Origin of the sequence: Nonomuraea sp. KM88 (assembly GCF_052245635.1) — a bacterium.
In the GTDB taxonomy this organism is placed as follows: Bacteria; Actinomycetota; Actinomycetes; order Streptosporangiales; family Streptosporangiaceae; genus Nonomuraea.
In genome coordinates this window covers 276,568-300,590 of sequence record NZ_JBQQCC010000013.1, presented here as the reverse complement: position 1 = coordinate 300,590, position 24,023 = coordinate 276,568, and the positions used below count along the sequence as shown (strand labels likewise).

The following is a 24,023-nucleotide window of genomic DNA, read 5'->3' as shown; positions in this document are numbered from 1 at the left end:
GCGCCGCCCACTGCGCGTCAGCGAGGTCGTGCCGCCTCGCCACCACTACGCTGGCCACGAGGTCTCCGGTATTTCGTTCTTCTTGGTCGTTGAACCAACTACCGGAGACCTCTTCGTTCAACGATCACCGACACGCCTCACACGTGATCTTTCGAAACACGGCCTAGACGCGCGACCGTGCGCTTTCCCCCGCGGCTTCCGCGCCGGTCCGCGTCTCGGGCGTCGTGAGCGCCACCGCGAGCGCCACGAGGGCGACGACCAGCAGGTAACAGCCCGGCGCCACCGGCGTCCCCGTGACGTCGACCAGCCAGGTGGAGACGAACGGGGCCGTACCGCCGAAGAGCGCGAGGGCCGCGTTGTAGCTGATGGCGGCGCCCGTGACGCGGGTCGCCGGCGGGAGCAGCTCGACGAAGAAGGTGTAGCTGCCGCCTCCGTACGCGCACAGCGCCGCCGCGAGTAGGAGTTGCCCGGCCACCGCTGCGGCCAGGGACCCGCTCGAGACCAGGAGGAACGCCGGCACGCTGACCACCGCGACCGCCGCGGCACCGGCGACCAGCATCGGCCTGCGGCCGAACGCGTCGGAGAGCCTGCCGCCGATCGGCAGCAGCACGGTGAAGGAGAGCAGCGCGACGGCGTTGGCCACGAGCGACTCCAGCAGGCTCAGCCGGGCGACCGTCTGCAGGGAGGTGACGAAATAGCCGACGAGGACGTAGAAGCCGAGCCCGGACAGGGCCATGACGGCGAAGATCTGCCCCAGCCGGGTCCCGTTCCCGCGCAGGCTGCCGCGCACGGGATGGCGCTCGATCGTGTTGTCCCGCTCCAGCTCGCGGAACACCGGGCTCTCCTCGGTACGCCCGCGGACGTAGACGCCGGCCAGGGAGAGCGGCAGGGCGACCAGGAACGGCACGCGCCAGCCCCACGAGGCGTACGCCGCGTCGGACAGCACTCCGGAGACCGCCATGATGAACACCAGAGCGAGCACGGACGCCGCCCCCGTGGCCGCGACCGAGACGGCGATCCACGTGCCGCGGCGCTCGAACGGAGCGTGTTCGAGCACGAACGAGGGCGCGCCGACCGCCTCACCGCCCGCGGAGAACCCCTGCACCAGCCGGCACACGACCAGCAGGACGGGCGCCACGGTCCCGGCGGCCGCATACGTCGGCAGCAACCCGATCAGCGCGGTCGCGACGCCCATGCACATGAGCGTCGCGTAGAGGACGGCCCGCCGCCCTGCGCGGTCGGCCAGCGCGCCGAAGAAGACGCCGCCGAGCGGCCGGGCCACGAAGGCGACACCGTACACGGCGAAGACCGACAGGAGGCTCGCCACCGGGTTCGTGCCAGGGAAGAACGCCTCGGCGACGGCCACGGCCGAGAAGCCGTAGATCGCGAAGTCGTAGAACTCGACGAACTGGCCGGTGCCGGCGCCGATGAGCACCCGCCGCTGCGCCGCGGTCGTGCCGCCGGGGCTGATGAAGTCGCGGATCAAGAGAGGGCTGTTTCCCTTCGGCCTGCTGGTCAGACCGAGAAGGCTAGCGCGTGCGGACCCGGAACTCGCGCCGGTCGTCAGCCACGGGAGGGCCGGCGCGGGTGCCGGTGGTCAGGTGCGCAGGCGGTGGGTCCACGAGCGGCGGATCTGTGCCTGCCAGCCGCGGAAGTCCTCGTGCGTGTGCGCCTCGTGCCCGAGCGCGATGAGCGCCCGGTCGGTCCACGAGGCCGCCTCCTCCGCGTCGGTGCCGGCCAGGATCGGCACGGCCCGCGCCGCGTGGCCGGGCAGCTCTCCCGAACGCAGCCGCGCGGCCACGGCGAACGCGCAGCCCTGTGCCAGGTGTGCCCGAAACCCGTCGGCGCCCGCGTGCTCGGCCAGCCACCACAACTCGTCGGTCTCGGCCCCGCCCGTGTAGGTGGCGGCGAACCCGATCCCGCTCCACAGATCGGCCCGCCGCCCCGCGGGGAACCCGGCGATCCTGGCGGCGAGGTCGCCGGCCGAGGCGCCGTCGTGGTACCACAGCAGCCGCCCGAGCCCTTGGTCGAACACCGCGCAGTGGGCCCTGGTGAGCAGGTCGGGCATCATCCGCTCGCCCACCATCCGGTCCGCCCTGGCCAGGCTCCACTGGAACCCGAACCCGTCGACGGCGAGCCAGCGCAGCAGCGGATGGGCGCGCCGGGCGCCCCTGACGGGCCGCAGCCGCAGCAGCGCGTACCCGCGGCCGGCGCCGAGGTAGGCGGCGTGGCGGTGGTGCTGGGCGGGGCCGGCCAGTAGCTCGTGAAGGCGCCGGCCCCGGGTCAGCGTGAGAAGGTCGAGGACGGTGCAGGCGGAAGCGGCCCCTTCGTAGCCGAAGGGCCGCTGCTCAGCCGACATTTCCTCGATCTTCTCGACTTCTCGCGACATCACCGCGTTGAAGCCGAATACGTACGACTTTTCGGCATCGGTGAATTCAGTTGGAGAAGCTCCGTCTCTGAGCCGGAACCTTCGCCGGCCCAGATCGGAATCCCGTGCGTCTTTGGCCAGGAACCTCCGCCATCCGCGCGCCGGAGACAGTGTCGGCTCGGTCCTGACCTGGTCCAAGAACGTTGTTGTGCCCGTGTCGCCCACGCTTCCCCCGAAGACGTCTCGTACCGGCCACTGACGAAGCTAGTTACCCCATTGGGCCTTTCATCGGCGGCGCACCGGATTTCCCCGGCAAAGAACCCGCAAAAGGCCTTGTGGACCGCCGAAGTACCAGGTCAGACGCCTTCGCCGGGGAACCCCTCGGTCACCGGGGGAGGCAGGAGCCGGCCTGTCCCGGCGGCGCAGCCGCAGGCATCCGGGTCGAACACGGACGTATCCGCGATGTCGCGGAACAGCCCGGACCCCGGCGAGATCCCCATCAGCGCGTCGGCCGCCAGGACGACCGCCGCCGCGGTGTAGCCGGACCGCTCGTGCGGGAAGTGCTTGCGGTTGGCGTACTGCCACCCCGTCCAGTACGAGCCGTCCTCGTGCCGCAGATGTTGCACGTCGGCGAAGAGCGCGGCCGCCCGGTCCCGATCGCCCAGCGCGTCGAGCGTCAGCACCAGCTCGCACGTCTCCGCCCCCGTCACCCACGGCTGGTCGGACACGCACCTGATGCCGAGCCCCGGCACCACGAATGTCGCCCACTCGCGCTCCAGCAACTCGTACGCCTGCCGCCCGCGCACCGCGCCGCCCAGCACCGGGTAGTACCAGTCCATGGAGAAGCGGCTCTTGTCCGCGAACGCCTCGGGATGCGCCGCCAGCACGTGCGCCAGCCGGTCGGCTGCCAGCTCCCAGTGGGGCTGCGGGTCGCCCAGCTGGTCGGCGAGTAGCACGCCGCAGCGCAGCCCCTGGTGGATGGAGGAGCAGCCGGTGAGCAGCGCGTACGCCGAGGGCCTGCCCTGCGCGTCGCGCTCCCAGGCGATCTCGCCCCGCTCGGTCTGCAGCCCCGCCACGTAGTCGAGCGCGGCCTTGACCATGGGCCAGCTCTCCTCGGTGAAGCGCCGGTCAGCGGTGACGAGATGGTGGTGCCAGACGCCGGCGGCGACGTAGGCGGCGTGGTTGGTCTCGCCGCCCAGCTCCGTGGGCACGCCGTCGACCAGCTTCATCGGCCATGAGCCGTCGGCGCGCTGGTGGCGGGCCAGCCAGGCGTAGCCGCGGCGTACCGGCTCGGCCAGTCCGGCGACGGACATCGCCATCAGGCACTCGATGTGGTTCCACGCGTCGACGTGGCCCTCCGGCCACGGCACGCCGCCGTCGTCCTGCTGCATCGCCGCGATGCTCTCGGCCGTACGCACGACCTCCGCGTGGGAGATCATGGCTTCCGGACGTAGAGGACCACGCTCTTGCCGATGACCGGGTTGAGCACGGCCTCGGCGATCCTGGTGGCGGCAGGGCGTTTCATGATGTCCCAGACCAGCAACTCGTGGTAGGCCTTGGCGAGCGGGTGGTCGTCGTTGTTGACGCCGACCGCGCACTTGATCCACCAGTAGGGCGCGTGCAGGCCGTGGGCGTGGTGGTGCGGGCCGATCACGAAGCCGGCGGACTTCAGCTTGGCCGACAGCTCCGCCAGCGTGTAGATGCGCACGTGGCCGCCCGGGGCCGTGTGATAGTCCTCGTCCAGCGCCCAGCAGATGCGTTCGGGCAGGAAACTCGGCACGGTCACCGCGGCCGTGCCGCCGGGCCGCAGCACGCGGAAGATCTCACGCATGGCCGCCATGTCGTCCGGGATGTGCTCCAGCACCTCGGCGGCGATGACGCGGTCGAAGGCGGCGTCCTCGAACGGCATGTCGAGCGCCGTGCCCTGGACGGTCTCCCCTGCGCCGCCCTCGGGCACCTCGCCCGCCTTGTCCATGGCCGCGAACATGGCCGCCACGCTGTCCAGCTCCGCCTGATCCATGTCGAACGCGGTCACGTCCGCGCCCCGGCGGAGCACCTCGAAGGCGTGCCTGCCGCCGCCGCACCCCAGGTCGAGCACGCGTACGCCGGGACCGACGGGAAGCCGGGCGAAGTCCACGGTCAGCACTTGTCGCTTCTCCTCGTGATCGAGTGGTGATCGAGTGGTGATCAGCTCGCGCGGGCCGCGATGGCCTCGCGGTAGGCCTCGACGGTCCTCTTGGCCACGACGTGCCAGGTGTAGCGCTCCATGACGCGGTCGTATCCGGCTCTGCCGACGCGTTCGCGCTCCTCGGGGGAGTCGTGCAGGCGGCGCAGCACCGCGGCCAGCTCCTCGGCGTCGCCCGGCGGCACCTGCACGGCCGCGTCGCCCACGACCTCGGGCAGGGCGCCGGTGCGGCTGGCCACCAGGGGCGTGCCGCAGGCCATGTGCTCGACGGCGGGCAGCGAGAAGCCTTCATAGAGCGAGGGCACGACGGAGATCTCCGAGGTGGCGATCAGCTCGCCCAGCTCGTCGTCGGAGATGCCGTGCACGAAACGCACGCGGTCCTGCAGCGACAGCTCCTGCACGAGCTGCTCGGTGGGGCCGCCGGGGGTGGGCCGGCTGACGACGGTGAGGTTGACGTCCCGCTCGGTGGCCAGCTTCGCCACGGCTCTGAGCAGCGTGGCGACGCCTTTCATCGGCGAGTCGGCGCTGGCGACCGCCACGATGGACCCTTTGCGCTTGGGTTTGCCGGGACGTGGGTGGAAATAGCGGGTGTCGACGCCGAGGGGGATCAGGCGCATGTTGGCCTGGGGGACGTTGAAGTCGCGGTGGATGTCGGCCAGCGACGACTCGCTGACGGTCAGGATCGGGCTCAGCCGGGGAGCGACGCGGGCCTGCATCTTGACGAACGCGTACCAGCGGCGCATGGTCAGCTTCTTCGTGCCGCGGGCGGCTTCGAGCTCGATGCGGCGGTCGACGCTGATCGGGTGGTGGATGGTGCCGACGACGGGGAACAACTTCTGGATGCCCAGCAGGCCGTAGCCGAGGGTCTGGTTGTCCTGCACGACGTCGAAGTCGCCGACGCGCTTCTTCAGCTCGCGGTAGGCCCGCATGGTGAACGTCAGCGGCTCGGGGAACCCGGCCGTCCACATGGTGCCGACCTCGAGCCAGTCGATCCAGTCACGGAATTCGTGCAACTTGGGCGTTCTGAAGGGGTCTTCGTCGCGGTAGAGGTCGAGGCTGGGCACCTCGCGCAGGATGACGCCGTCGTCGAGCTCGGGGTAGGGCTGGCCGGAGAACACCTCGACGTGGTGCCCGAGTGCGACGAGTTCACGGCTCAGGTGGCGGAGGTAGACGCCCTGGCCACCGCAGGTGGGTTTGCTGCGGTAGGACAGCAGCGCGATCCGCAGCGTTCGCTCCCGCACGGACACCCCTTTCTCGCCGGTAAGGCCCGGAGACGGGCGTGTACCGTAAAGATGACCTTAGTGCGAGAAGGCTACCATTCGGTAGGTTGCCGAGAATTGTTCACAGTGGCCCTCACAGGCCGTGCGAACTGCGAAGTTGCAGTAACCGAGCGTGGTTCGGTGGAACGCGTTCTAGGTGGCTTGATGCCCCATCAGGGCGCTTAGCTGTACATTCCCGTCCCAAAGGGACGCGGGACGCGATCGTTGGAGGACCCCTTGGCCAGGCGCGCTCTGATCACCGGCATCACCGGCCAGGACGGCTCCTACTTGGCGGAGCACCTGCTGGAGCAGGGCTACGAGGTCTGGGGGCTGGCCCGGGGACAGGCGAACCCGCGGGTGTCCAGAATGCGCAAGCTGCTCGCCGACGTACGCGTGGTGCGGGGCGACCTGCTCGACCAGGGTTCGCTGATCTCCGCGGTGGAACGCGTCCAGCCGGACGAGGTCTACAACCTGGGCGCGATCTCGTTCGTGCCCATGTCGTGGGAGCAGGCCGAGCTCACGGCCGAGGTGACCGGGATGGGCGTGTTGCGGATGCTTGAGGCGATCCGCGTGTGCTCGGGCGTGTCGCGGGGCGGCGGGGGTGCCGGCTCCTCCGGACAGATCCGCTTTTATCAGGCTTCATCCTCCGAAATGTTCGGCCAGGTCAGCGAGACCCCGCAGACCGAGAGCACCTCGTTCCACCCGCGCTCGCCGTACGGGGTGGCGAAGGCCTACGGGCACTTCCTCACTCAGAACTACCGCGAGTCGTACGGGATGTTCGCGGTGTCCGGAATCCTGTTCAACCACGAGTCGCCGCGGCGGGGGGCCGAGTTCGTCACCAGGAAGGTGTCGCTCGGGGTGGCCAGGATCAAGCTGGGGCTGGCCACGCAGCTGCGCCTCGGCAACCTGGAGGCCCGGCGCGACTGGGGCTTCGCCGGCGACTACGTCAAGGCGATGCACCTGATGCTGCGGGCCGCCAGCCCCGAGGACTACGTGATCGGGACCGGGCGGATGAAGTCGGTCAGGGAGCTGGCGGAGGCGGCGTTCGCGGCCGCGGGGCTCGACTGGGAGCGCCACGTCGTGACCGACCAGGCGCTGCACCGGCCGGCCGAGGTCGACCTGCTCTGCGCCGACCCGAAGAAGGCGCGCACGCAGCTGGGGTGGGAGCCGAAGGTGTCCTTCGACGAGCTCGTCGCCATGATGGTCGACTCCGACCTGCGCCTCCTCACCGACGGCGGCGACCCCGATCAGGACTCTTCCTGGCCGTAGGCCGTTTTCCTCCTTTACGGCTTTCCTCCTTTACGGCACTGCCAAGGCCCGCCAGTCGCCGTCGTCGGCTCGCCTCTGTCCAGGGGAACGGCCTCTGACCGTTCAGTGGCGCGCCGCCGTTACGGCGCGCACGTTCACCGTGGACGTGGTTGTCCGGCACCGGCCGCCCGTGGCACGGTTGCCCCGGTCCGCGCGGTCACCGTCGGCGTGGCCGCCTCCCGGCCCGGCGCGCTGTTCTTGCCCGGTTCACCGTTCTCGACCGCTTCATCGTTCACCCCTGGTCGCCGTTCTCGCCGGGCCCTGCGGGGTGGACGGCTCGGCGGTAGGTGCCTGGGGTCAGGCCGAAGTAGCGGGTGAACCAGCGGGTCAGGTGGCTCTGGTCGGCGAAGCCCGTCGTGGTGGCGGCCTCGCTGATGGGGACGCCGTCGGCGATCAGCGCGCGGGCGGTCCTGAGCCGTAGCTGGCGCTGGTAGTCGCTCGGCGGCAGGCCGTACTCGGCGTGGAAGGCGCGGTAGACCGTGTAGCGGCTGGCGCCGGTGGCGCGGGCCAGGTCGTCGATGGTCAGATCGTCCAGCGGGCGGTCGTGAAGGAGCTGCCTGGCCTGTCGCGCCACCCGCGCCGATCGTCCCGCCAGGCCCGCCGGGTGGATCGGGCGGGTGGCGGCGCGGCGTACGAGCTGGGTGATCGTCGTCGTGAGCAGCTCGTCGCGGCGCAGCGACGGGGCCTCGCCGAGCAGGGCGCTGTGCAGGACGCGCAGCGTGCCCGCCAGGGCGGGGTCGTCGACCACGGGCTCGGTGAAGAGCGGCAGGCCCGTCGGGCGGCCCGTAGCGTCCGTCAGGGTGCCGGAGACGAGCTCGGGGCCGATGTGCACCATCCGGTAGGTGAACCCGAGGGCGTCGGTGGCGTGGCCGTCGTGCGGGTCCTCGGGGTTGAAGGCCATGATCATGCCCGCCGCGCTGGTGTGCGCCGAACCCCGGCAGGTGAACGACTGCGCGCCGGTCTCCGTGACCCCGAACGAGTAGGTCTCGTGGCTGTGCCGGTGGTAGACGTGCCGTTCGAAGTGGGCGTGCATGACCTCGAGCGGGCGGTCGGGTGAGCGCCAGTAGCGCGACCAGTCCTGCGCCATGCCTCCATTCTCCCTCCTTATTGACAAGAAGGATTTTTACGTAAAGGATAGTTTTTGCAATGAGGGACATCCTGTACCTGGAAGAGATCGAGCAGGCCGAGGCGCTGCTCAAGCCGCAGCGCGTGGAGGTGCTGCGGCAGCTGGCCGAGCCGCGCACCTGCTCGCAGGTTGCCGAACGGCTCGGTCAGACGCCGCAGCGGGTCTACTACCACGTCAAGCGGCTGGTCGACGCCGGTCTCGTCGACCTGGTGTCCGAGCGCAAGGTCCGCGGGATCAGCGAGGGCATCTACCAGGCGGGCGCGCGGTCGTACTGGCTGTCGCCGCGCCTGGTGGGCCGGATCGGGCTGCGCAAGGCACGCGACGAGCTGAGCCTCGGCTACCTGCTCGACCTCGTGGAAGAGGTGCAGGCCGACATCGCGGCGCTCGACAGGACCGCGCCCGAGCTGCCGTCACTCGGCCTGTCGGGAGAGATCCACGTGCGCCAGGAGAACCGGCACCAGTTCATGACCGAGCTGCAGGCCATGCTGCAGGACCTGTTCACCCGGTACGGCGGAGTCGAAGGTGACGCCTTCAAGATCGCCGTTGCCTGCTACCCCAAGACCACGGACCACCCAGAGGAAGAGCGAGACGATGACTGAGCCCATGATCATCCGTGTCCGCGTCCAGGCGCCGCTCAAGACGGTCAGGCACGCCCTCACCGACCCGGCCGCGCTGCGCGTCTGGCTGGGCGAGCACGCCGAGGTGGCGCTGCCCGCCACCTTCGGGTTCTGGGGGCGCACCATCCCCGAAGGCGACGCGCCGCACCAGCGGCCGCTGCACGCCGACGAGCGCACCCTGCGGTTCGCCTGGCTGCTCGACGGCGAGGAGACGACCACCGAGTTCACGCTGGAGGAAGACGGCGACGCGACCATCGTGTCGGTGTCCCAGACGCACTTCGACTTCCAGGACGTGATCACCGGCAAGAGCATCAGGGGCGTGCTGCAGACGTTCTGGTGCTGCGCGCTCGCCAACCTGGCCGAGCACCTCGAAGGGCGCGAGCTCACGCCGCGGATCGACTTCTCCACTTCGGAGATGCGGGCCCGGATCACGATCGACGCCTCGCCGGCCGACGTGTTCGACTCGCTGACCGACTCGGAGGCGGTGACGCGGTGGTTCGGCTATCCCATCGACATCGAGCCGTACGTCGGCGGGCGCTTCGCCATGGGCGGGCTGGCCAACGACCCCAGCCCGGCCAAGATCGTCGAACTCGAGCCCGGACGCAAGCTCTCCGTCGACTGGGGCGCCGCGGGGGTCGGCATGTGGGAACTGGAGGGCTCCGGCGGCAAGACGCGACTGACGCTGGTGCAGAGCGGGTTCGACGAGGGGCGGCCTCCGTACGCGGCGTGGGGCGGCTTCCTGTCGGGGCTCGCGGAGTTGCGGCGCTACCACGAGGTGCCCGACTGGCAGCCGATGTTCCTGCCGTAGGTCGCGCACGAGCGTACAAGACCTGGCCGGGCGGTGACGTCGAGACTTCAGCCATGCGATTCGATACCAAGATCGGCATTGTGGTGCGCGCGGATCTGGCCGCGTGGCAGAAGCTCAACGTCACCGCCTTCCTGTCCGGGGCGGTCGCGGGCGGGGTGCCGGAGACCATGGGAGAGCCGTACGAGGACGGGTCGGGCAACGCGTACCTGCCGATGATCCGGCAGCCGGTGCTGATCTACGCGGCTGATCTGACGCAGCTGCGGGCCGTCAGGGAGAAGGCGATGGCGCGGCAGATGGACGTGGCCGTCTACATCGAGGAGATGTTCAAGACCGGGCACGACGCCGACAACCGGGCGGCCGTACGCGCTGTGGAGGCGGAGGAGCTGGCGCTGGTGGGCGTGGCGGTCCACGGGCCGAAGAACGGCGTGGACAAGGTGCTCAAGGGCCTCTCCCTGCACCCCTGACCGCTCGCTCGTCTCCCGAGGTTGACCTTCACATGGATGTGACGCCCTAACGTCGGCGCGGACAGGCATCATCCAGCGAAGGGGTCGTCCCATGCCACTCCCAATCGGAGCAGGTCCGTCATCCGGCCAGGCGGGGACGAGAGGTGACGGCCGGTGACCGGCCTCACAGGCACGAGCCCCGCGCACGACGTCGTCAGGGAGACACTGGACCGGTGGCGGCGCGCGTTCGACGACCGGTCGGTGGCCGAGATGGTCTCGCTGTTCGTCGAGGACGCGCTGTTCCAGGGCATCAGCCCGCGGCTGCGGGCCGGCAGGGCCGAGATCGCCGAGTACTACGGCGACGCCGGGGAGGGAACGCGGGCGACCGTACAGGTGCTGGAGGCGCAGCGGCTGGGCGACGGACTCGTGGGGGGTTTCGCGGACGTGACCTTCACCGCCCGCGCCGGCGAGACCTTTCCCATCCGCCTGTCGGTCGTCATCCGGCACCGCGAGGACGCCTGGCTGATCAGCCAGTACCACGCGGCGGCCCGCTGACGCGTCACCGACGAGGCGCCGCGTCGTACGGCGAAGCGCGTGGCGGCCGGGCCGGCCCGGGTAGCGGGCCCGAAGAGCGGCGGACAGCGCGGCGCCATCCACAGAACGTGGTTCGGTACGTCGGCGACCCGGGCCCGTGGAGCACCCTTGGCGGCATGCAGCAGCCATCCCGCACCGCCTCCCTGATCGTCCGGGCCGCCAGGATCACTCGGGCGGTGCCGCAGGCCGTCGTGTGCCGCCGGACGGCCGCCCACATCTGGGGCGCGAGCGTGCTGACCGCTCCGCAAGCCGACTGGCCCGTCGAGCTGGCCGCTCCCGCCCACCTGGCGCTCCCCGGTTGCGTCACCTACCTGACTTCGCTCCCCGGCGCGGACGTCACCGCGCACAAGGGCGTCCGACTCACCACCATGGAACGCACGGCTCTCGACTGCGCCCGCTGGTTGCCGCGCATGGACGCCGTAGCGGTCCTCGACCAGCTGGCCCGCAAGGGCGTCGACATGGACGCCCTGTGGCACCGGCCGCTCACCCCCTGGCACCTGCGAGACCTCCTGACCCTCGCCGACCCGGGCGCTCGCTCGCCCCGGGAGAGCTGGCTGCGGGTCATCCTGGTCGACGGCGGCCTGCCCCGGCCTGCCGCCCAGATCAGGGCCGAACTGGGCGACGGCCGGCTGGCCTACCTCGACCTGGGCTGGGAGGAGTTCAAGGTCGCCGTTGAATACGACGGCCAAGGCCACCACACCTCGCCCGCCGACCAACGACACGACGGCGACCGGAGGGAAGACCTGCGGCGGTCGGGCTGGCGGGTGATCATCGTCCGGGGAGACGTCATCCCCGGCCGGTAGTGCCATGCCGTCCCCCCGACATGACACTCTGGTCAAGATGTTCGGCGACCGTCCGCAACTCGCCGTGGAGATCCTGCGCGACCTCATGGGTGTGCAACTGCCCGACACCCCGCTGATCCGGCAGGAGGAGCGGACCTTCAACACTCGCAACTCCGACGACATCGAAGTCGATCTGATCTTCACTCTGGGGCCACCGAACGAACCCGCACACGCCATCATCGTCGAAATCCAGCAGGGCACATCCAAAGATTCCCGGCAGCTCGCCCGCTACGCCGCCGCCACCTGGCTGCTCCTGGGGTGCGACGTCACTGTGCTGATCGTCTGTCCCGATCACAAGACCGCCGCACACTACGCGCGACCCATCGAGTCAGGGCTGACCGGCTACTGCCTGCTCCCCGTGGTGCTCGGGCCGGACGGGATACCGGCCATCACCGATCCCCAGCAGGCCGCAGCCAACCTCGACCTCGCCGCCATGTCCGTCATGATCCACGGCAACGACCGCAAAGTCGTCGAGGCGTTCGCCACAGCACTCGCCGACACCCATGACGAACACGCTCCGCAGTACTATGAATACGCCTACAGCATTGCCGCGCCCGAGATCCGCTGCCTCATGGAGGAGATCATGACGTCCACCACCTGGCCGGTCTACAGTCCTTTCGCTCGCGAGCATTTCGGTCGTGGCCTCGAAGAGGGCCAAGCCCAAGGCAAGGCAGAAGGCAGGGCGGAAGGCAGAGCTGAAGAGGCGGCCAGGATGGTGCTGCTGGTGCTGACCGCTCGCGGATTCGACGTCCCTGACGACACCCGTGCCCGGATCGTGACCTGCGCTGACTTGGCTCAGCTCGAGGACTGGGCCGTCCGTGCTGCCACCACCCAGACTCTCCATGACCTGTTCGGCGAACGTGGCTGATGTAGGGCCGGTGGATGTCTGGTTGTTCCGCCCGCGACCGTGTCCGTTGGTCCGTCCGTGACCGTGTCAGCCGATGGACACCGGGAGTTCTTTGATGCCGTTGATGAAGTTCGAGCGCAGCCGGCGGACCGGGCCGGTCTGGCGGAGGCGGGGGCGGCGGCGGGCGAGTTGTTCGAAGAGGATGCGGAGTTCCAGCTTGGCCAGGTGGTTGCCGAGGCAGAAGTGGGCGCCGCCGCCGCCGAAGCCGATGTGCGGGTTCGGGTCGCGGCCGATGTCGAAGACCTCGGCGTCGGGGAAGACCGTGGTGTCGCGGTTGGCGGAGGAGTAGAAGACCACGACCTTGTCGTCGGCCTTGATCTGCTGCCTGCCCAGCACCTGGTCGGTCGTCGAGGTGCGGCGGAAGAGGTTGACCGGGGAGACCCAGCGGACGATCTCGTCGGCGGCCGTCCTGGCGAGGGCGGGGTCGGCGACCAGCCGCTGCCACTGGTCGGGGTGCTCGAAGAGGGCGAGCATGCCACCCGAGGCGGCGTTGCGGGTGGTCTCGTTGCCCGCCACGACCAGGAGGAGAACGAACAGGTCGAATTCGTTCTCGTCGAGCGTCTCGCCCTGCTCGTCGGGCTGGATGAGCTTAGTGACGATGTCGTTCTTGGGGTTGGCCCGGCGTTGCGCCGCGAGCTGGTTGGCGTAGGCGTAGACCTCCATGGCGGCGGCGGAGCCCTCTTCGGGAGAGGCGGCGTAGTCGGGGTCCTGGGCGCCGATCATGCGGTTCGACCAGTTGAAGACCTTGTCGCGGTCGGCCACGGGCGCGCCGAGCAGCTCGCAGATCACATAGAGGGGCAGGGGCGCGGCCACTTCGGTGACGAAGTCGACCTCGCCGGAGCACTTGTCGAGCAGGTCGTCGCAGATGTCGCGGATGTGCTGTTCGAGGGCTCCGATCGTGCGCGGGGTGAAGCCCCGGTTGACCAGGGAACGCCGCCTCGTGTGCTCGGGCGGGTCCTGGTTGAGCATCATGTGCCGCTGGAGGGCGATCTGGTCGTCGGCCATCTCGTCGAACAGGGCCAGCCGCCGGTAGGAGGAGAAGAGGTCGGAGTGCCGTGAGACGTGGACGACCTCGTCGTACGTGGTGACGGCCCAGAAACCGGGATCACCGTCGTGCCAGTGGATCGGCGAGTTCGCGCGCAGCCAGGCCAGCTGGTCGTGCGGAGGGCCGGTGGTCGCGTAAACGTCCCTGTCGACGAGGTCGATGTGCACCCGGATCACCCTCTTGATCAAGCGCTTGGTTACGCGGTACTGAAACGTGTTCTATTACGACACTGTACGGCCGTCAAGGAGACCTGTCCGCCAAGCCTTAGATCGTTCCTGGTGGGGCCGATGGGTGCTCGCACCGCCTTCCTTTCATGGTGCATGTTTTACCTCCGATGTTTAGGGCGGTGAAATTCTGGCTATGTGAACATAGCCATCGGAGCGGTACCGCGTATCACAGCCCACGACCCTGCCCCGGGAATCTTCCACGAGTCACGTATCGGATGTATCGGATCGGTGCCCCTTGACATGCCCAGCACGCTCGCACGAGCATCAGAGGTTGAGACATCCGATGTATAGATGAAGGATGCGGTGTGAAGCTGCTGCGAGTAGGACCTGCCGGCCAGGAGCGGCCGGTGGTGCTGGATGACGCCGGGAAGCTGCGCGACATCGGGGAGCCCGAGATCGACGGCGCCTTCCTCGCCTCCGGGGGAGTGGCGCGCGTCCGCGAGGCGCTCGAACGCGGCGATCTGCCCGTCGTCGACGCCGAGGGGGTGCGGATCGGCGCCCCTCTCGCGCGCCCCGGCAAGATCGTCTGCATCGGCCTGAACTACAGCGACCACGCCGCCGAGTCCGGCGCCGAGGTGCCGGCCGAGCCGGTCGTTTTCATGAAGGCTTCCAGCACCATGATCGGACCTGATGACGAGGTACTGATCCCGCGGGGGAGCGTGAAGACCGACTGGGAGGTGGAGCTGGCCATCGTCATCGGCCAGGAGGCCCGCTATCTGGGCAGCGCGGAGGAGGCCCGAGGGGTGATCGCCGGCTACGCGATCTCCAACGACGTCTCCGAGCGCGAGTTCCAGCTCGAACGCGGTGGCCAGTGGGACAAGGGGAAGTCGTGCGAGACGTTCAACCCGTTCGGTCCCTGGCTGGTGACGGCCGACGAGGTGGGCGACCCGCAGCGGCTGCCCCTGCGCCTCTGGGTGAACGGCGAGCTGCGCCAGGACGGCGACACGAAGAACATGATCTTCGACGTGGCCGAGGTGGTGCGCTACCTGAGCCAGTTCATGGTCCTGGAGCCGGGCGACGTGATCAACACGGGGACGCCCGCCGGGGTGGCGATGGGGATGCCGGGCCAGCCGTACCTCCGGGCCGGTGACGTGATGGAGCTGGAGATCGAAGGGCTGGGCAGGCAGCGCCAGACGGTGGGCCAGGCATGAGCGGTTACCGCATCACCGGGATGAGGACGCACGACGTACGCTTCCCGACCTCGCGCGAGCTCGACGGCTCGGACGCGATGAACCCCGACCCCGACTACTCCGCCGCCTACGTCGTCCTCACGACCGACGACGGGCACGAGGGCCACGGGTTCGCGTTCACGATCGGGCGCGGCAACGACATCCAGACCGCGGCCATCACCGCGCTGGAGCCGTACGTCGTCGGCAAGGACGTCGAGGACCTCGGCGCCCTCTACCGCGACATGGTGAACGACTCGCAGCTGCGATGGCTGGGGCCGGAGAAGGGCGTCATGCACATGGCGATCTCCGCCGTGGTCAACGCCCTGTGGGACCTCAAGGCCAAGCGGGCGGGCAAGCCCTTGTGGCGGCTGCTGGCCGAGATGTCGCCCGAGGAGATCGTCGGCCTCATCGACTTCCGCTACCTGAGCGACGCACTGACCCAGGACGAAGCCCTCGAAATCCTGAAAAAGGCGGAAAAGGGGAAGGCTGAGCGCATCAGCCACCTGGTCGAGGCCGGCTACCCCGCCTACACGACCTCGCCCGGCTGGCTCGGCTACGACGACGAGAAGCTGCGCAGGCTCTGCAAGGAGGCCATCGATCAGGGCTTCGGGCAGATCAAGCTGAAGGTCGGCGCCGATCTCGACGACGACCGGCGCCGCTTCAGGGTGGCCCGCGAGGTGTGCGGGGCCGGCTACCCGATCGCGATCGACGCCAACCAGCGCTGGGACGTCGGCTCCGGCATCGCGTGGATCAACGCGCTGCGGGAGTTCGACCCGCACTGGGTCGAGGAGCCGACCAGCCCCGACGACGTGCTCGGCCACGCCGCCATCGCGCGGGGCATCGCGCCGATCCCGGTGGCCACCGGCGAGCACGTCCAGAACCGCATCGTGTTCAAGCAGCTGCTGCAGGCCGAGGCCGTCTCCTACGTGCAGATCGACTCGGCCCGCGTCGGCGGGGTCAACGAGAACCTCGCGATCTTGCTGCTCGCGGCCAAGTTCGGCGTCCCGGTGTGCCCCCACGCGGGCGGCGTCGGGCTGTGCGAGCTGGTGCAGCACCTGTCGATGTTCGACTACGTGGCGGTCACCGGCTCCATGGACGGCCGCGTGATCGAGTACGTCGACCACCTGCACGAGCACTTCGTCGACCCCGTCGTCATCAGGAACGGCCGGTACGTCGCCCCGTCCGCGCCGGGCTTCAGCGCGGAGATGCACGCGGCGTCGATCGCCGCCCACACCTTCCCCGACGGCGAGGTCTGGAGGAACGCGTCGTGACGCTGAGAGCGATCGTGACCGGCGGCGGTTCCGGCATCGGCCTGGCCACGGCCGCCGAGCTGACCGGGCGCGGGATGAAGGTCGCCTGCCTCGACCTCAACCCGCCGGGCGAGCCGTACATCGGGATCAAGGCGGACGTCACCGACGACGCCATGGTCAGGTCCGCGGTGGCGGAGGCGGCCGAGCGCCTGGGCGGCATCGACGTGCTGGTCAACAACGCGGGCGTCGGCGCTCAGGGGACCATCGAGGACAACCCGGACTCCGAGTGGCACAAGGTGTACGACATCAACGTGCTGGGCATGGTCCGGGTGGCGCGGGCGGCGCTGCCGTACCTCAGGAGGTCCGAGCATGCCGCCATCGTCAACGTCTGCTCGGTCGCGGCCACCGCAGGGCTGCCGAACCGGGCGCTCTACAGCGCGACCAAGGGCGCGGTGCAGTCGCTGACGCTCGCCATGGCCGCCGACCACATCCGCGAGGGCATCCGGGTCAACTGCGTCAACCCGGGCACCGCCGACACGCCGTGGGTCGCCCGGCTGCTCGACGCGGCCGACGATCCCGAGGCGGAGCGGGCGGCGCTGAACGCCAGGCAGCCCATGGGCCGCCTGGTCACCGCGGAGGAGGTCGCCGCGGCGATCGCCTACCTCGCGGGTCCGCAGGCGAGCGCCACCACCGGCACCGTGCTCGCGGTCGACGGCGGCATGCAGGGGTTGCGGCTCAGACCCAACTGATCGAGAAAGGTGACACCCCCCATGAAGCTCGGATCGGCGGTCGCGGCGGCGGCCCTGTTGACGATCGTCACCGCGTGTGGCTCAGGGACCACGGCGGGAGGAGGGAACGGCGGCACCAAGATCGGCATCGATCACCCGCGCGCCGACTCCGACTTCTGGAACTCCTACATCAAGTACGTTCCGCAGATGGCGGGCGAGCTCAAGGTCGACCTCATGCCCGCCACCAACTCGCAGAACGACGTGGCGAAGCTGGTCAACAACGTGCAGGCGCTGATCGGCCAGGGGGCCAAGGTGATCGTCATGGCCCCGCAGGACACCGGCGCGGTCGCCAACACGCTGCAGCAGCTGGAGAACAAGAAGATCCCCGTCGTGACCGTCGACACCCGGCCGGACAAGGGCAAGGTCTACATGGTCGTACGGGCCGACAACCGCGCGTACGGCACCAAGGCGTGCGAGTTCCTCGGCGAGAAGCTCGGCGGCAAGGGCAAGGTCGTGCAACTCCAGGGCGCGCTCAGCTCGATCAACGGCCGTGACAGGTCGGAGGCGTTCCTGCAGTGCATGAAGGCCGAGTTCCCCGGCATCACGGTCTTCAGCGAGCCGACCGAGTGGGAGGGCAGCAAGGCGGCGTCCATGTTGCAGACCCGCCTGGAGCAGAACCCCGACATCAAAGGGATCTACATGCACGCCGGAGGCGTGCACCTGGCCCCGACGTTGCAGGTGCTCAAGCAGAAGGGGCTGCTCGTGCCGCCGAGCGACCCCAAGCACATCTTCGTCGTCTCCAATGACGGCATCCCGCAGGAGTACGAGTCGATCCGCAAGGGGGACATCGACGCCACCGTCTCGCAGCCGGCCGACCTGTACGCGAAGTACGCGCTCTTCTACGCCAAGGCGGCGGCGGACGGCAAGACGTTCAAACCCGGTCCGACCGACCACGGCAGCACGATCATCCAGCTCCCGAACGGCCTGGAGGACCAGCTTCCCGCGCCGCTCGTGACCAAGGAGAACGTGGACGACAAGGGTCTCTGGGGCAACCAGGCCGGCTGATGAACCTTCATGTCGCAGCCAGGAACATCGTCAAGCGGTTCGGCCCCACCACCGCGCTCGACGGCGCGGGCATCGAGATCGCCGAGGGCGAGACCCGCGCGCTCGTCGGCAGGAACGGCGCCGGCAAGTCCACCCTGGTGTCGATCCTCACCGGGCTCCTGCGGCCCGACCAGGGCGACGTGCGGTTCTCGGGAGAGCCGGCCCCGCCCCTCGCCGACCGCGACGCCTGGCGGCGGCGCGTCGCCTGCGTCTACCAGCACTCGACGATCATCCCCGCGCTGTCGGTGGCCGAGAACCTCTTCCTCAACCGCCAGTCGGGCAGGGGCAGCGTGATCAGGTGGCGGGCGCTGCGGGACAGGGCGCGCGAGCTGCTGGACACGTACGAGGTGGACGTCGACGCGCAGGCGCTGGCCGCGGACCTCACCGTGGAGCAGCGCCAGCTCGTCGAGATCGCCCGCGCGCTGTCGTTCGGGGCCAGGTTCATCATCCTCGACGAGCCGACCGCGAGGCTGGACGGGCCGGCCATCGAGCGGTTGTTCGCCCGCATGCGCTCCCTCCGCGAGCAGGGCGTCACGATGATGTACATCTCCCACCACCTTGACGAGGTCTACGAGATCTGCCAGAGCGTCACGGTGTTCCGCGACGCCCGCCACATCGTGACCAGCCCGGTCGCCGACCTCCCGCACGACGAGCTGGTCGCCGCGATGACGGGGGAGGCCACGGTCGCGTACGCGTCCCGCTCGCGCACGCCCGGCGACACCGTCGTGCTGTCGGGCGCGGGCCTGTCGCTCGCCGGCCGCTACCAGGACGTCGACCTCTCGGTCAGATCCGGCGAGGTCGTCGGCCTGGCAGGCTCCGCGAGCAGCGGCAAGGTCGGCCTCGCCGAGACGCTGGTCGGGCTGCACACAGCCGATTCCGGCACCGTCACGGTCAACGGCAGGCGGATCCGGCCGGGCGACGTGCCCGCCGCGCTGCGGGCCGGGCTCGGCTGGGTGCCACAGGACCGCCACCGCGAGGGGTTCGTCCCGCGGCTGTCCGTGGGGGAGAACGCCACGTTCCCGATCGCCCGCAAGCTGGGGCGCTACGGCCTGGTGTCGCCGGCGCGCCGCAGGGCCAAGGCGGAGGAGATGATCGAAAGTTTGCACATCAAGACGGAAGGAGCCGATCAGCCGGTCGGCGACCTGTCCGGGGGCAACGCCCAGAAGGTGGTGTTCGCGCGGGCGCTCGTGGACGACCCGTCGGTACTGGTGGTGATCAACCCGACCGCGGGTGTCGACGTCAAGGCCAAGCAGGCGCTGCTCGGCGCCGTCGAGGACGCGGTAGAGCGGGGCGCGGGCGCCGTGGTCGTCTCCGACGAGCTCGACGACCTGCGCATCTGCGACAGGGTGCTGGTGATGTTCCACGGCAGGGTCGTCAGGGACATGCCGCGTGGCTGGACCGACCACGAGCTCGTGGCCGTGATGGAAGGCATGGAAGAGTGACCAGTTTGACTGTGCCGGCCCCCCGGGTGCGGCTGGCCCGGTTCCGCGACCTCACGCTCGTGCCGGTGATCGTGCTGCTGCTCGTCGTAGGCGCGTTCCTCGACCCGACCTTCCTGACGGCGGGCAACCTGACGAACGTGCTCCAGCAGCAGGCGGCGATCTCGCTGCTCGTGCTGGCCGAGGCGATGATCCTCATCGCCGGCAAGTTCGACCTGTCGCTGGAGTCGACGGTCGGCACCGCGCCCGCGATCGCCGTGATGCTCATCATCCCGGTGTCGGCGGGCGGATTCGGCATCGGCCTGCCAGGGATGCTGGTCATCCCGCTGGCGCTGCTGGTCGGCGCCGCCATCGGGGCGTTCAACGGTTTCCTGATCATCAGGTTCCAGCTGTCGGCGTTCATCGTCACGCTGGCCATGCTGATCGTCGTCCACGGCTTCCTGCAGGGGCCGACGGAGGGCAAGACGCTGTTCCAGCTGCCCGACTCGATCCTCTACCTCGGCAGCGCGCTGTGGCTGGGCCTGCCCGCGGCCATCTGGATCGCCGGTGCGCTGTTCGCCGCCGGCATCTTCGCCCTCGGCTATCTCCGCGTCGGCCGGGCTCTCTACGCGATCGGCGGCAACGCCGACGCCGCCCGCGCGGCCGGCATCCGCGTCGACCGGGTGCTCTGGGGCGTGTTCATTCTGGGCGGCACGCTGGCGGCGCTGGCCGGGATACTGGAGACGGGACGCCTCGGGGCGATCGGCAACAACCAGGGCGTCGGGTGGATCTTCATGGTGTTCGCGGCGGCCGTCATCGGCGGCGTCAGCATGGACGGCGGCAAGGGCACCATCCTGGGCGCGCTCACGGGCGTGTTGGTGATCGGCCTGGTGCAGAACATCCTCACACTGATCGGCGTGTCGGGCTTCTGGCAGCCGGTCATCTACGGCGCGATCATCCTCATCGCGCTGATGATCAGCAGAATAGCGGGCGGGAAGGCACAAGATTGAACGTGATGGAGTTGCCGCGCCACGGGCTTGGCGGGGCGCCCCTCGGCAACCTCTTCGAGTCGGTCGCGGACGAGCAGGCCCGCGCCACGGTCGGCGCCGCGTGGGATCGGGGCGTGCGCCTGTTCGACACCGCGCCGCACTACGGGCTCGGCCTGTCGGAGCGCCGCATGGGCGCGGCGCTGGCCGGGCGTTCGGGCTACGTCCTGTCCACGAAGGTCGGCCGCCTGCTGGTGCCCGCGTCCTCGCAGGACGCACGTGACGGCGAGGGCTTCGACGTGCCGGCCTCGATCGAGCGGGTGTGGGACTTCTCGGGCGACGGTGTGCGCAGGTCGCTGGAGGAGTCTCTTGACCGCCTCGGGCTGCCCGGGATCGACATCGTGCTCATCCACGACCCGGACGACCACGTCGACCAGGCGATCGCGCAGGCGTACCCGGCGCTGGCCGAGCTGCGCGACCAGGGCGTGGTGAAGGCGATCGGCGTCGGGATGAACCAGTGGCAGGCGCCGCTGCGCTTCGTCCGGGAGACCGGCATCGACGTCGTCATGCTGGCGGGCCGCTACACCCTGCTCGACCAGTCGGGCCTGCCGCTCCTGGAGGAGTGCGTGGAGCGCGGCGTCAGAGTGCTGGCGGCCGGGGTGTTCAACAGCGGCATCCTGGCGACGCACGAGCCGTCGGGCACCTTCGACTACCGGCCGGCGCCGGCCGAGCTGGTGGCGCGGGCCAGGAGCATCGCCGCCGTCTGCGAGCGACACGGCGTCACGCTGCCCCAGGCGGCCATGGCCTTCCCGCTGCGCCACCCGGCCGTCGCGTCGATCGTCGTGGGCGCCCGCGCTCCCGAGGAGGTCCACACGAACGCCGCCCTGTGGTCCCGGCCGGTCCCCGACATGCTCTGGGATGAGCTCAAGGCGGAGGGGCTGCTGCCGGCCTGACCCACGCCGCTCACCCGACCTCCCGCAGGGCGCTCACGGGGATCGCGCGCATCCGGTCACCGAAGGACAGCGCCTGCGTGCCGGTGTGCAGGACGATCCGCGCGATCAGGTCGCCGCCGAGCCGATCGGCGAGGTGCCGCAGCCCTCTGTCGTCGTCAGCCCGGACGGTCGAGGCGGCCTTGACCTCGATGCCCACCGCCTCACCACGCCGGTTCTCCAGCACGGCGTCCACTTCGACTCCGTCCTTGGTCCGGTAGTGGTAGAGGTCGGCTGGGGTGTCGCCACTCCGCTGTTGATCCTTTGGCGACCTGTTTCACCAGCGTTCTCTTCCCGGGCTGGCGCGCACCGTTGACCAGAACCACGCAGGTGTCCGCCAGGGCTTCGGTCAGGGCTGCTTCGGCATGACGGGACACCACCCGGCCGAGAGGAGTGTTCACCATGGCACGTGAGCGGGCCCTCAGCGGTGGTTTGGCCGCGGGTTCGATGGTGGTCTGGTCGCTTTTTCCATGGTGGATCGGTCGCATGTGTTGTGGTGAGCCAGTCGATGGGCCGGTGGTGGGCTGGTCGCCAGGTTCGTGGTGGATCGGTCGCCGCGTACGTGGACGCCGTGGCCAGGCCGGCGGCGGCGGACCGGGTGGTCAGGAGGGGACGAAGAGCCAGGCCTTCGACGGCCCCGGCTCGTACGGCGCGTCCAGGCGCTTGGCCACCACCCCCGGCAACCCCTGTTCGCGGGCCGCCTGCCGCACCGGCCCCGCCTCGCCCGGCCAGGATGGCGCGGTCTGCCAGCGGGTGCCCGCGAGGTCGAGCGCCTCCAGCGCGGTCCTGCGGGCCGTGTAGGGCTGGTCCACCAGCGCATGCCCGTCGTCGTAGAGGAGGTCGTAGAAGACCAGGATCTCGGCGCCCCCGAGGGTGGCGAGCTCGCCGTCGAGCAGTGCCGTGCGGCTGCCGAACGACTCCGCCAGCTCGCGCAGCCACGGGTGCTCGCGGGATGCCGTGGTGCGGCCGCCCTCGACGGGCACCAGGAGCCGGCGCCCGCCCCACGCGAACTCGTAGGCGTAGGCGGAGGCGTCGCGCGGTGGTCTGGCGCGTTCGGTGGGCAGCATGGGCTCGATGTCGGGGAACGGATCGCGGACCGGGGGGTCCATGCGGTGGATCATCCAGTTGTTGCCCCGGGTCCGGAACAACACGAACCGGCCGGAGGCCCGCGTGCCGTGCAGGACGACCTTGACCTCGCGCTCCGACCACTTCTCCGTGTCGTACGTGCCGGTGTCCCAGATGGTCATGGTGCCGCCGCCGTACTCGCCCTTGGGGATCTCGCCGTGGAAGGTGAGGTATTCGATGGGGTGGTCCTCGGTGTGCACGGCCAGGTGGTTGGTGGCGGGGTCGGCGGGCAGCCCTTTGGGCACGGCCCAGGAGACCAGCACGCCGTCGCGTTCCAGCCGCAGGTCCCAGTGGAGCGAGCGCGCGTGGTGCTCCTGGATGACGAACGCCCGGTCGTCTCCGGGGGCTGGAGGTTCGGCGGGGATGGGCTCGGGGGTGCGTTTGTCGTCGCGCTTGCTCCGATATCTCGCGAGTTTGTCGGACACAGCAGGTTTCTACCCGCCCGTGCTCTCCCTGATCACCAGCTCGTACGCCACCCGCACCTCCCGAGCCTCGGCCGGCGAGCCCTTGGTCATGCGGGCGGCCAGCAGATCGACCGCCTGGCGGGCGATCGCCTGTTTGTCGGGGGAGATCGTGGTGATGGTCGGGGTGGCGTACCTGCCGTCCTCGATGTCGTCGAAGCCCGCCAGCGCCACCTCGCCGGGTACGGCGTGGCCGCGCTCCAGCAGCGTGCGCAGGGCGCCGAGGGCCAGCAGGTCGTTGAAGCAGAAGACCGCGTCCGGCGCCTGGCCCGAGTCGAGCAGCCGGGCCATCGCGCGCGCGCCGTCGGCGCGGTGGTAGGTCTCGACGTGCTGGACGAGGCGGTCGTCGGCGGGCAGGCCGGCCTCGGCGAGCGCCTCGAAATAGCCCGCCAGCCGCAGCCGCGAGGTCTCCGCCGCGGCGTCGTCCTGGGCGCCGATCGCCGCGATGCGCCGCCTGCCGGTCGCGGCCAGGTGAAGGGTGGCCTCCTTGGCCGCCGCAACGTTGTCCACCACGACGTGGTCGGCGGGCCCTTCGTAGACGCGCTCGCCCAGCAGGACCATGGGCGTGTCGTCCATGCGGGCGGCCAGGTCCTCGGGCGTCAGCGCGAGCGGGCTGAAGATCAGGCCGTCGATCAGGTGGGCGCGGAACCCCTCGGCGACGAGCTGCTCGCGCTCGCGGGACGCGCCCGTCTGGTCGATCAGCACGGTCAGCCCGTGTTCCTCCGCCGCGGTCACCACGAACCTGGCCAGCTCCGCGAAGTAGGGGATGTCCAGCTCGGGCACGGCCAGCGCGATGATCCCGGTGCGGCCCTGCCGCAGGTTTCTGGCCGACAGGTTGGGACGGTAGTTGAGCTCCTTGATGGCAGCCTCGACCCGGCTCCTGGTGGCGGAGGTGACGTGCACGTAGCCGTTGACGACGTTCGAGACGGTCTTCACCGAGACTCCGGCCAGCCTGGCCACGTCCTTGAGACCGACGCGGGGTTTCTCCATGAACAGAAAGTCTATAATTGAGTTTACAACGTTGAATACAACGATGTATAGATGGGCAGAGCCCCGACGAAGGA

The 24,023-nt window shown here is 69.8% G+C and carries 23 protein-coding genes and 1 pseudogene; 14 read left to right on the top strand and 10 right to left on the bottom strand.

Annotated features, from left to right (window positions below; genetic code table 11):
• Positions 1–163 precede the first annotated feature (163 nt).
• From ACTWPV_RS33995 to ACTWPV_RS33975, 5 genes are all read right to left on the bottom strand, one after another.
• Entirely contained in the window at positions 164–1,486 is a 1,323-nt protein-coding gene (locus tag ACTWPV_RS33995) for an MFS transporter (RefSeq protein WP_347645499.1), read from the bottom strand.
• A gap of 111 nt (positions 1,487–1,597) precedes the next feature.
• A complete protein-coding gene (locus ACTWPV_RS33990; RefSeq protein ID WP_347645498.1) occupies positions 1,598–2,593 on the bottom strand; it encodes a DUF1702 family protein in 996 nt (331 codons plus the stop codon).
• A 131-nt stretch (positions 2,594–2,724) separates the two neighbouring features.
• The gene (locus tag ACTWPV_RS33985) at positions 2,725–3,807 is read right to left on the bottom strand and encodes a prenyltransferase (RefSeq protein ID WP_443154883.1); all 1,083 of its coding nucleotides are present in this window, start codon (positions 3,805–3,807) and stop codon (positions 2,725–2,727) included.
• On the bottom strand, positions 3,804–4,514 hold the full coding sequence (locus ACTWPV_RS33980) for a class I SAM-dependent methyltransferase (protein WP_347645496.1): 711 nt from the start codon (positions 4,512–4,514) through the stop codon (positions 3,804–3,806). Before ACTWPV_RS33980 ends, ACTWPV_RS33985 begins: the two co-directional genes overlap by 4 nt.
• Before the next feature lie 41 nt (positions 4,515–4,555).
• On the bottom strand, positions 4,556–5,800 hold the full coding sequence (locus tag ACTWPV_RS33975; protein WP_443154882.1) for a glycosyltransferase family 4 protein: 1,245 nt from the start codon (positions 5,798–5,800) through the stop codon (positions 4,556–4,558).
• 249 nt (positions 5,801–6,049) lie between these two features.
• On the opposite strand from ACTWPV_RS33975, the gene ACTWPV_RS33970 reads away from it, so the two are divergent.
• Positions 6,050–7,081: a GDP-mannose 4,6-dehydratase gene (locus ACTWPV_RS33970; protein ID WP_347645494.1), complete on the top strand. Its 1,032-nt coding sequence runs from the start codon at positions 6,050–6,052 to the stop codon at positions 7,079–7,081.
• A gap of 271 nt (positions 7,082–7,352) precedes the next feature.
• Here ACTWPV_RS33970 and ACTWPV_RS33965 read toward each other — a convergent pair whose 3' ends face one another.
• The gene (locus ACTWPV_RS33965) at positions 7,353–8,207 is read right to left on the bottom strand and encodes an AraC family transcriptional regulator (protein WP_443154881.1); all 855 of its coding nucleotides are present in this window, start codon (positions 8,205–8,207) and stop codon (positions 7,353–7,355) included.
• A 59-nt stretch (positions 8,208–8,266) separates the two neighbouring features.
• On the opposite strand from ACTWPV_RS33965, the gene ACTWPV_RS33960 reads away from it, so the two are divergent.
• From ACTWPV_RS33960 to ACTWPV_RS33935, 6 genes are all read left to right on the top strand, one after another.
• Positions 8,267–8,845, top strand: coding sequence for a helix-turn-helix domain-containing protein (locus tag ACTWPV_RS33960; RefSeq protein ID WP_443154880.1), 579 nt, complete (start codon positions 8,267–8,269; stop codon positions 8,843–8,845).
• Entirely contained in the window at positions 8,838–9,671 is an 834-nt protein-coding gene (locus ACTWPV_RS33955; protein ID WP_347645491.1) for an SRPBCC family protein, read from the top strand. Before ACTWPV_RS33960 ends, ACTWPV_RS33955 begins: the two co-directional genes overlap by 8 nt.
• A 53-nt stretch (positions 9,672–9,724) precedes the next feature.
• Complete coding sequence (locus tag ACTWPV_RS33950) at positions 9,725–10,135, top strand: DUF2000 domain-containing protein (RefSeq protein WP_347645490.1); 411 nt, start codon at positions 9,725–9,727, stop codon at positions 10,133–10,135.
• Between the two features lie 153 nt (positions 10,136–10,288).
• Positions 10,289–10,669: an SgcJ/EcaC family oxidoreductase gene (locus ACTWPV_RS33945; protein WP_347645489.1), complete on the top strand. Its 381-nt coding sequence runs from the start codon at positions 10,289–10,291 to the stop codon at positions 10,667–10,669.
• Between the two features lie 155 nt (positions 10,670–10,824).
• Positions 10,825–11,511, top strand: a complete 687-nt coding sequence (locus tag ACTWPV_RS33940; protein ID WP_443154879.1) for a hypothetical protein — start codon at positions 10,825–10,827, stop codon at positions 11,509–11,511.
• 37 nt (positions 11,512–11,548) lie between these two features.
• On the top strand, positions 11,549–12,418 hold the full coding sequence (locus tag ACTWPV_RS33935; RefSeq protein WP_443154878.1) for a hypothetical protein: 870 nt from the start codon (positions 11,549–11,551) through the stop codon (positions 12,416–12,418).
• A 66-nt stretch (positions 12,419–12,484) separates the two neighbouring features.
• On the opposite strand, the gene ACTWPV_RS33930 is transcribed toward ACTWPV_RS33935, so the two are convergent.
• On the bottom strand, positions 12,485–13,669 hold the full coding sequence (locus ACTWPV_RS33930) for a cytochrome P450 (protein WP_443154877.1): 1,185 nt from the start codon (positions 13,667–13,669) through the stop codon (positions 12,485–12,487).
• Between the two features lie 365 nt (positions 13,670–14,034).
• On the opposite strand from ACTWPV_RS33930, the gene ACTWPV_RS33925 reads away from it, so the two are divergent.
• From ACTWPV_RS33925 to ACTWPV_RS33895, 7 genes are read left to right on the top strand one after another with little or no spacing between them, the layout of a single operon-like run.
• On the top strand, positions 14,035–14,880 hold the full coding sequence (locus tag ACTWPV_RS33925) for a fumarylacetoacetate hydrolase family protein (RefSeq protein WP_443154876.1): 846 nt from the start codon (positions 14,035–14,037) through the stop codon (positions 14,878–14,880).
• Complete coding sequence (locus ACTWPV_RS33920; RefSeq protein WP_443154875.1) at positions 14,877–16,169, top strand: L-fuconate dehydratase; 1,293 nt, start codon at positions 14,877–14,879, stop codon at positions 16,167–16,169. Before ACTWPV_RS33925 ends, ACTWPV_RS33920 begins: the two co-directional genes overlap by 4 nt.
• Positions 16,166–16,897, top strand: coding sequence for an SDR family NAD(P)-dependent oxidoreductase (locus tag ACTWPV_RS33915; RefSeq protein ID WP_443154874.1), 732 nt, complete (start codon positions 16,166–16,168; stop codon positions 16,895–16,897). Before ACTWPV_RS33920 ends, ACTWPV_RS33915 begins: the two co-directional genes overlap by 4 nt.
• A 21-nt stretch (positions 16,898–16,918) precedes the next feature.
• Positions 16,919–17,941 carry a sugar ABC transporter substrate-binding protein gene (locus tag ACTWPV_RS33910; RefSeq protein ID WP_443154873.1) on the top strand — a complete coding sequence of 341 codons (1,023 nt, stop codon included), beginning with the start codon at positions 16,919–16,921 and terminating at the stop codon, positions 17,939–17,941.
• Positions 17,941–19,422 carry a sugar ABC transporter ATP-binding protein gene (locus ACTWPV_RS33905; protein WP_347645481.1) on the top strand — a complete coding sequence of 494 codons (1,482 nt, stop codon included), beginning with the start codon at positions 17,941–17,943 and terminating at the stop codon, positions 19,420–19,422. The genes ACTWPV_RS33910 and ACTWPV_RS33905 overlap by 1 nt, the downstream gene beginning before the upstream one ends.
• Positions 19,423–19,433: 11 nt before the next feature.
• Positions 19,434–20,408, top strand: a complete 975-nt coding sequence (locus ACTWPV_RS33900; protein WP_347645548.1) for an ABC transporter permease — start codon at positions 19,434–19,436, stop codon at positions 20,406–20,408.
• A gap of 5 nt (positions 20,409–20,413) precedes the next feature.
• Positions 20,414–21,337 (top strand): aldo/keto reductase, encoded by a 924-nt coding sequence (locus ACTWPV_RS33895; RefSeq protein ID WP_347645480.1) that lies wholly within the window; start codon positions 20,414–20,416, stop codon positions 21,335–21,337.
• A 10-nt stretch (positions 21,338–21,347) separates the two neighbouring features.
• Here ACTWPV_RS33895 and ACTWPV_RS33890 read toward each other — a convergent pair.
• From ACTWPV_RS33890 to ACTWPV_RS33880, 3 genes and pseudogenes are all read right to left on the bottom strand, one after another.
• Positions 21,348–21,605, bottom strand: a pseudogene (locus ACTWPV_RS33890) (DUF4143 domain-containing protein); the annotation flags it as partial.
• Between the two features lie 370 nt (positions 21,606–21,975).
• Positions 21,976–22,923, bottom strand: coding sequence for a DNA polymerase ligase N-terminal domain-containing protein (locus ACTWPV_RS33885; RefSeq protein WP_443154872.1), 948 nt, complete (start codon positions 22,921–22,923; stop codon positions 21,976–21,978).
• A 9-nt stretch (positions 22,924–22,932) separates the two neighbouring features.
• On the bottom strand, positions 22,933–23,949 hold the full coding sequence (locus ACTWPV_RS33880; protein ID WP_347645478.1) for a LacI family DNA-binding transcriptional regulator: 1,017 nt from the start codon (positions 23,947–23,949) through the stop codon (positions 22,933–22,935).
• Positions 23,950–24,023 lie beyond the last annotated feature (74 nt).

Excerpts from the sequence above, each read along its gene's own strand:
- ACTWPV_RS33985 (WP_443154883.1), bottom strand. The coding sequence starts at position 3,807 with ATGATCTCCCACGCGGAGGTCGTGCGTACGGCCGAGAGCATCGCGGCG.
- ACTWPV_RS33920 (WP_443154875.1), top strand. The coding sequence starts at position 14,877 with ATGAGCGGTTACCGCATCACCGGGATGAGGACGCACGACGTACGCTTC.
- ACTWPV_RS33905 (WP_347645481.1), top strand. The coding sequence starts at position 17,941 with ATGAACCTTCATGTCGCAGCCAGGAACATCGTCAAGCGGTTCGGCCCC.
- ACTWPV_RS33935 (WP_443154878.1), top strand. The coding sequence starts at position 11,549 with ATGTTCGGCGACCGTCCGCAACTCGCCGTGGAGATCCTGCGCGACCTC.
- ACTWPV_RS33965 (WP_443154881.1), bottom strand. The coding sequence starts at position 8,207 with ATGGCGCAGGACTGGTCGCGCTACTGGCGCTCACCCGACCGCCCGCTC.
- ACTWPV_RS33950 (WP_347645490.1), top strand. The coding sequence starts at position 9,725 with ATGCGATTCGATACCAAGATCGGCATTGTGGTGCGCGCGGATCTGGCC.
- ACTWPV_RS33940 (WP_443154879.1), top strand. The coding sequence starts at position 10,825 with ATGCAGCAGCCATCCCGCACCGCCTCCCTGATCGTCCGGGCCGCCAGG.
- ACTWPV_RS33895 (WP_347645480.1), top strand. The coding sequence starts at position 20,414 with ATGGAGTTGCCGCGCCACGGGCTTGGCGGGGCGCCCCTCGGCAACCTC.
- ACTWPV_RS33955 (WP_347645491.1), top strand. The coding sequence starts at position 8,838 with ATGACTGAGCCCATGATCATCCGTGTCCGCGTCCAGGCGCCGCTCAAG.
- ACTWPV_RS33910 (WP_443154873.1), top strand. The coding sequence starts at position 16,919 with ATGAAGCTCGGATCGGCGGTCGCGGCGGCGGCCCTGTTGACGATCGTC.
- ACTWPV_RS33960 (WP_443154880.1), top strand. The coding sequence starts at position 8,267 with ATGAGGGACATCCTGTACCTGGAAGAGATCGAGCAGGCCGAGGCGCTG.
- ACTWPV_RS33880 (WP_347645478.1), bottom strand. The coding sequence starts at position 23,949 with ATGGAGAAACCCCGCGTCGGTCTCAAGGACGTGGCCAGGCTGGCCGGA.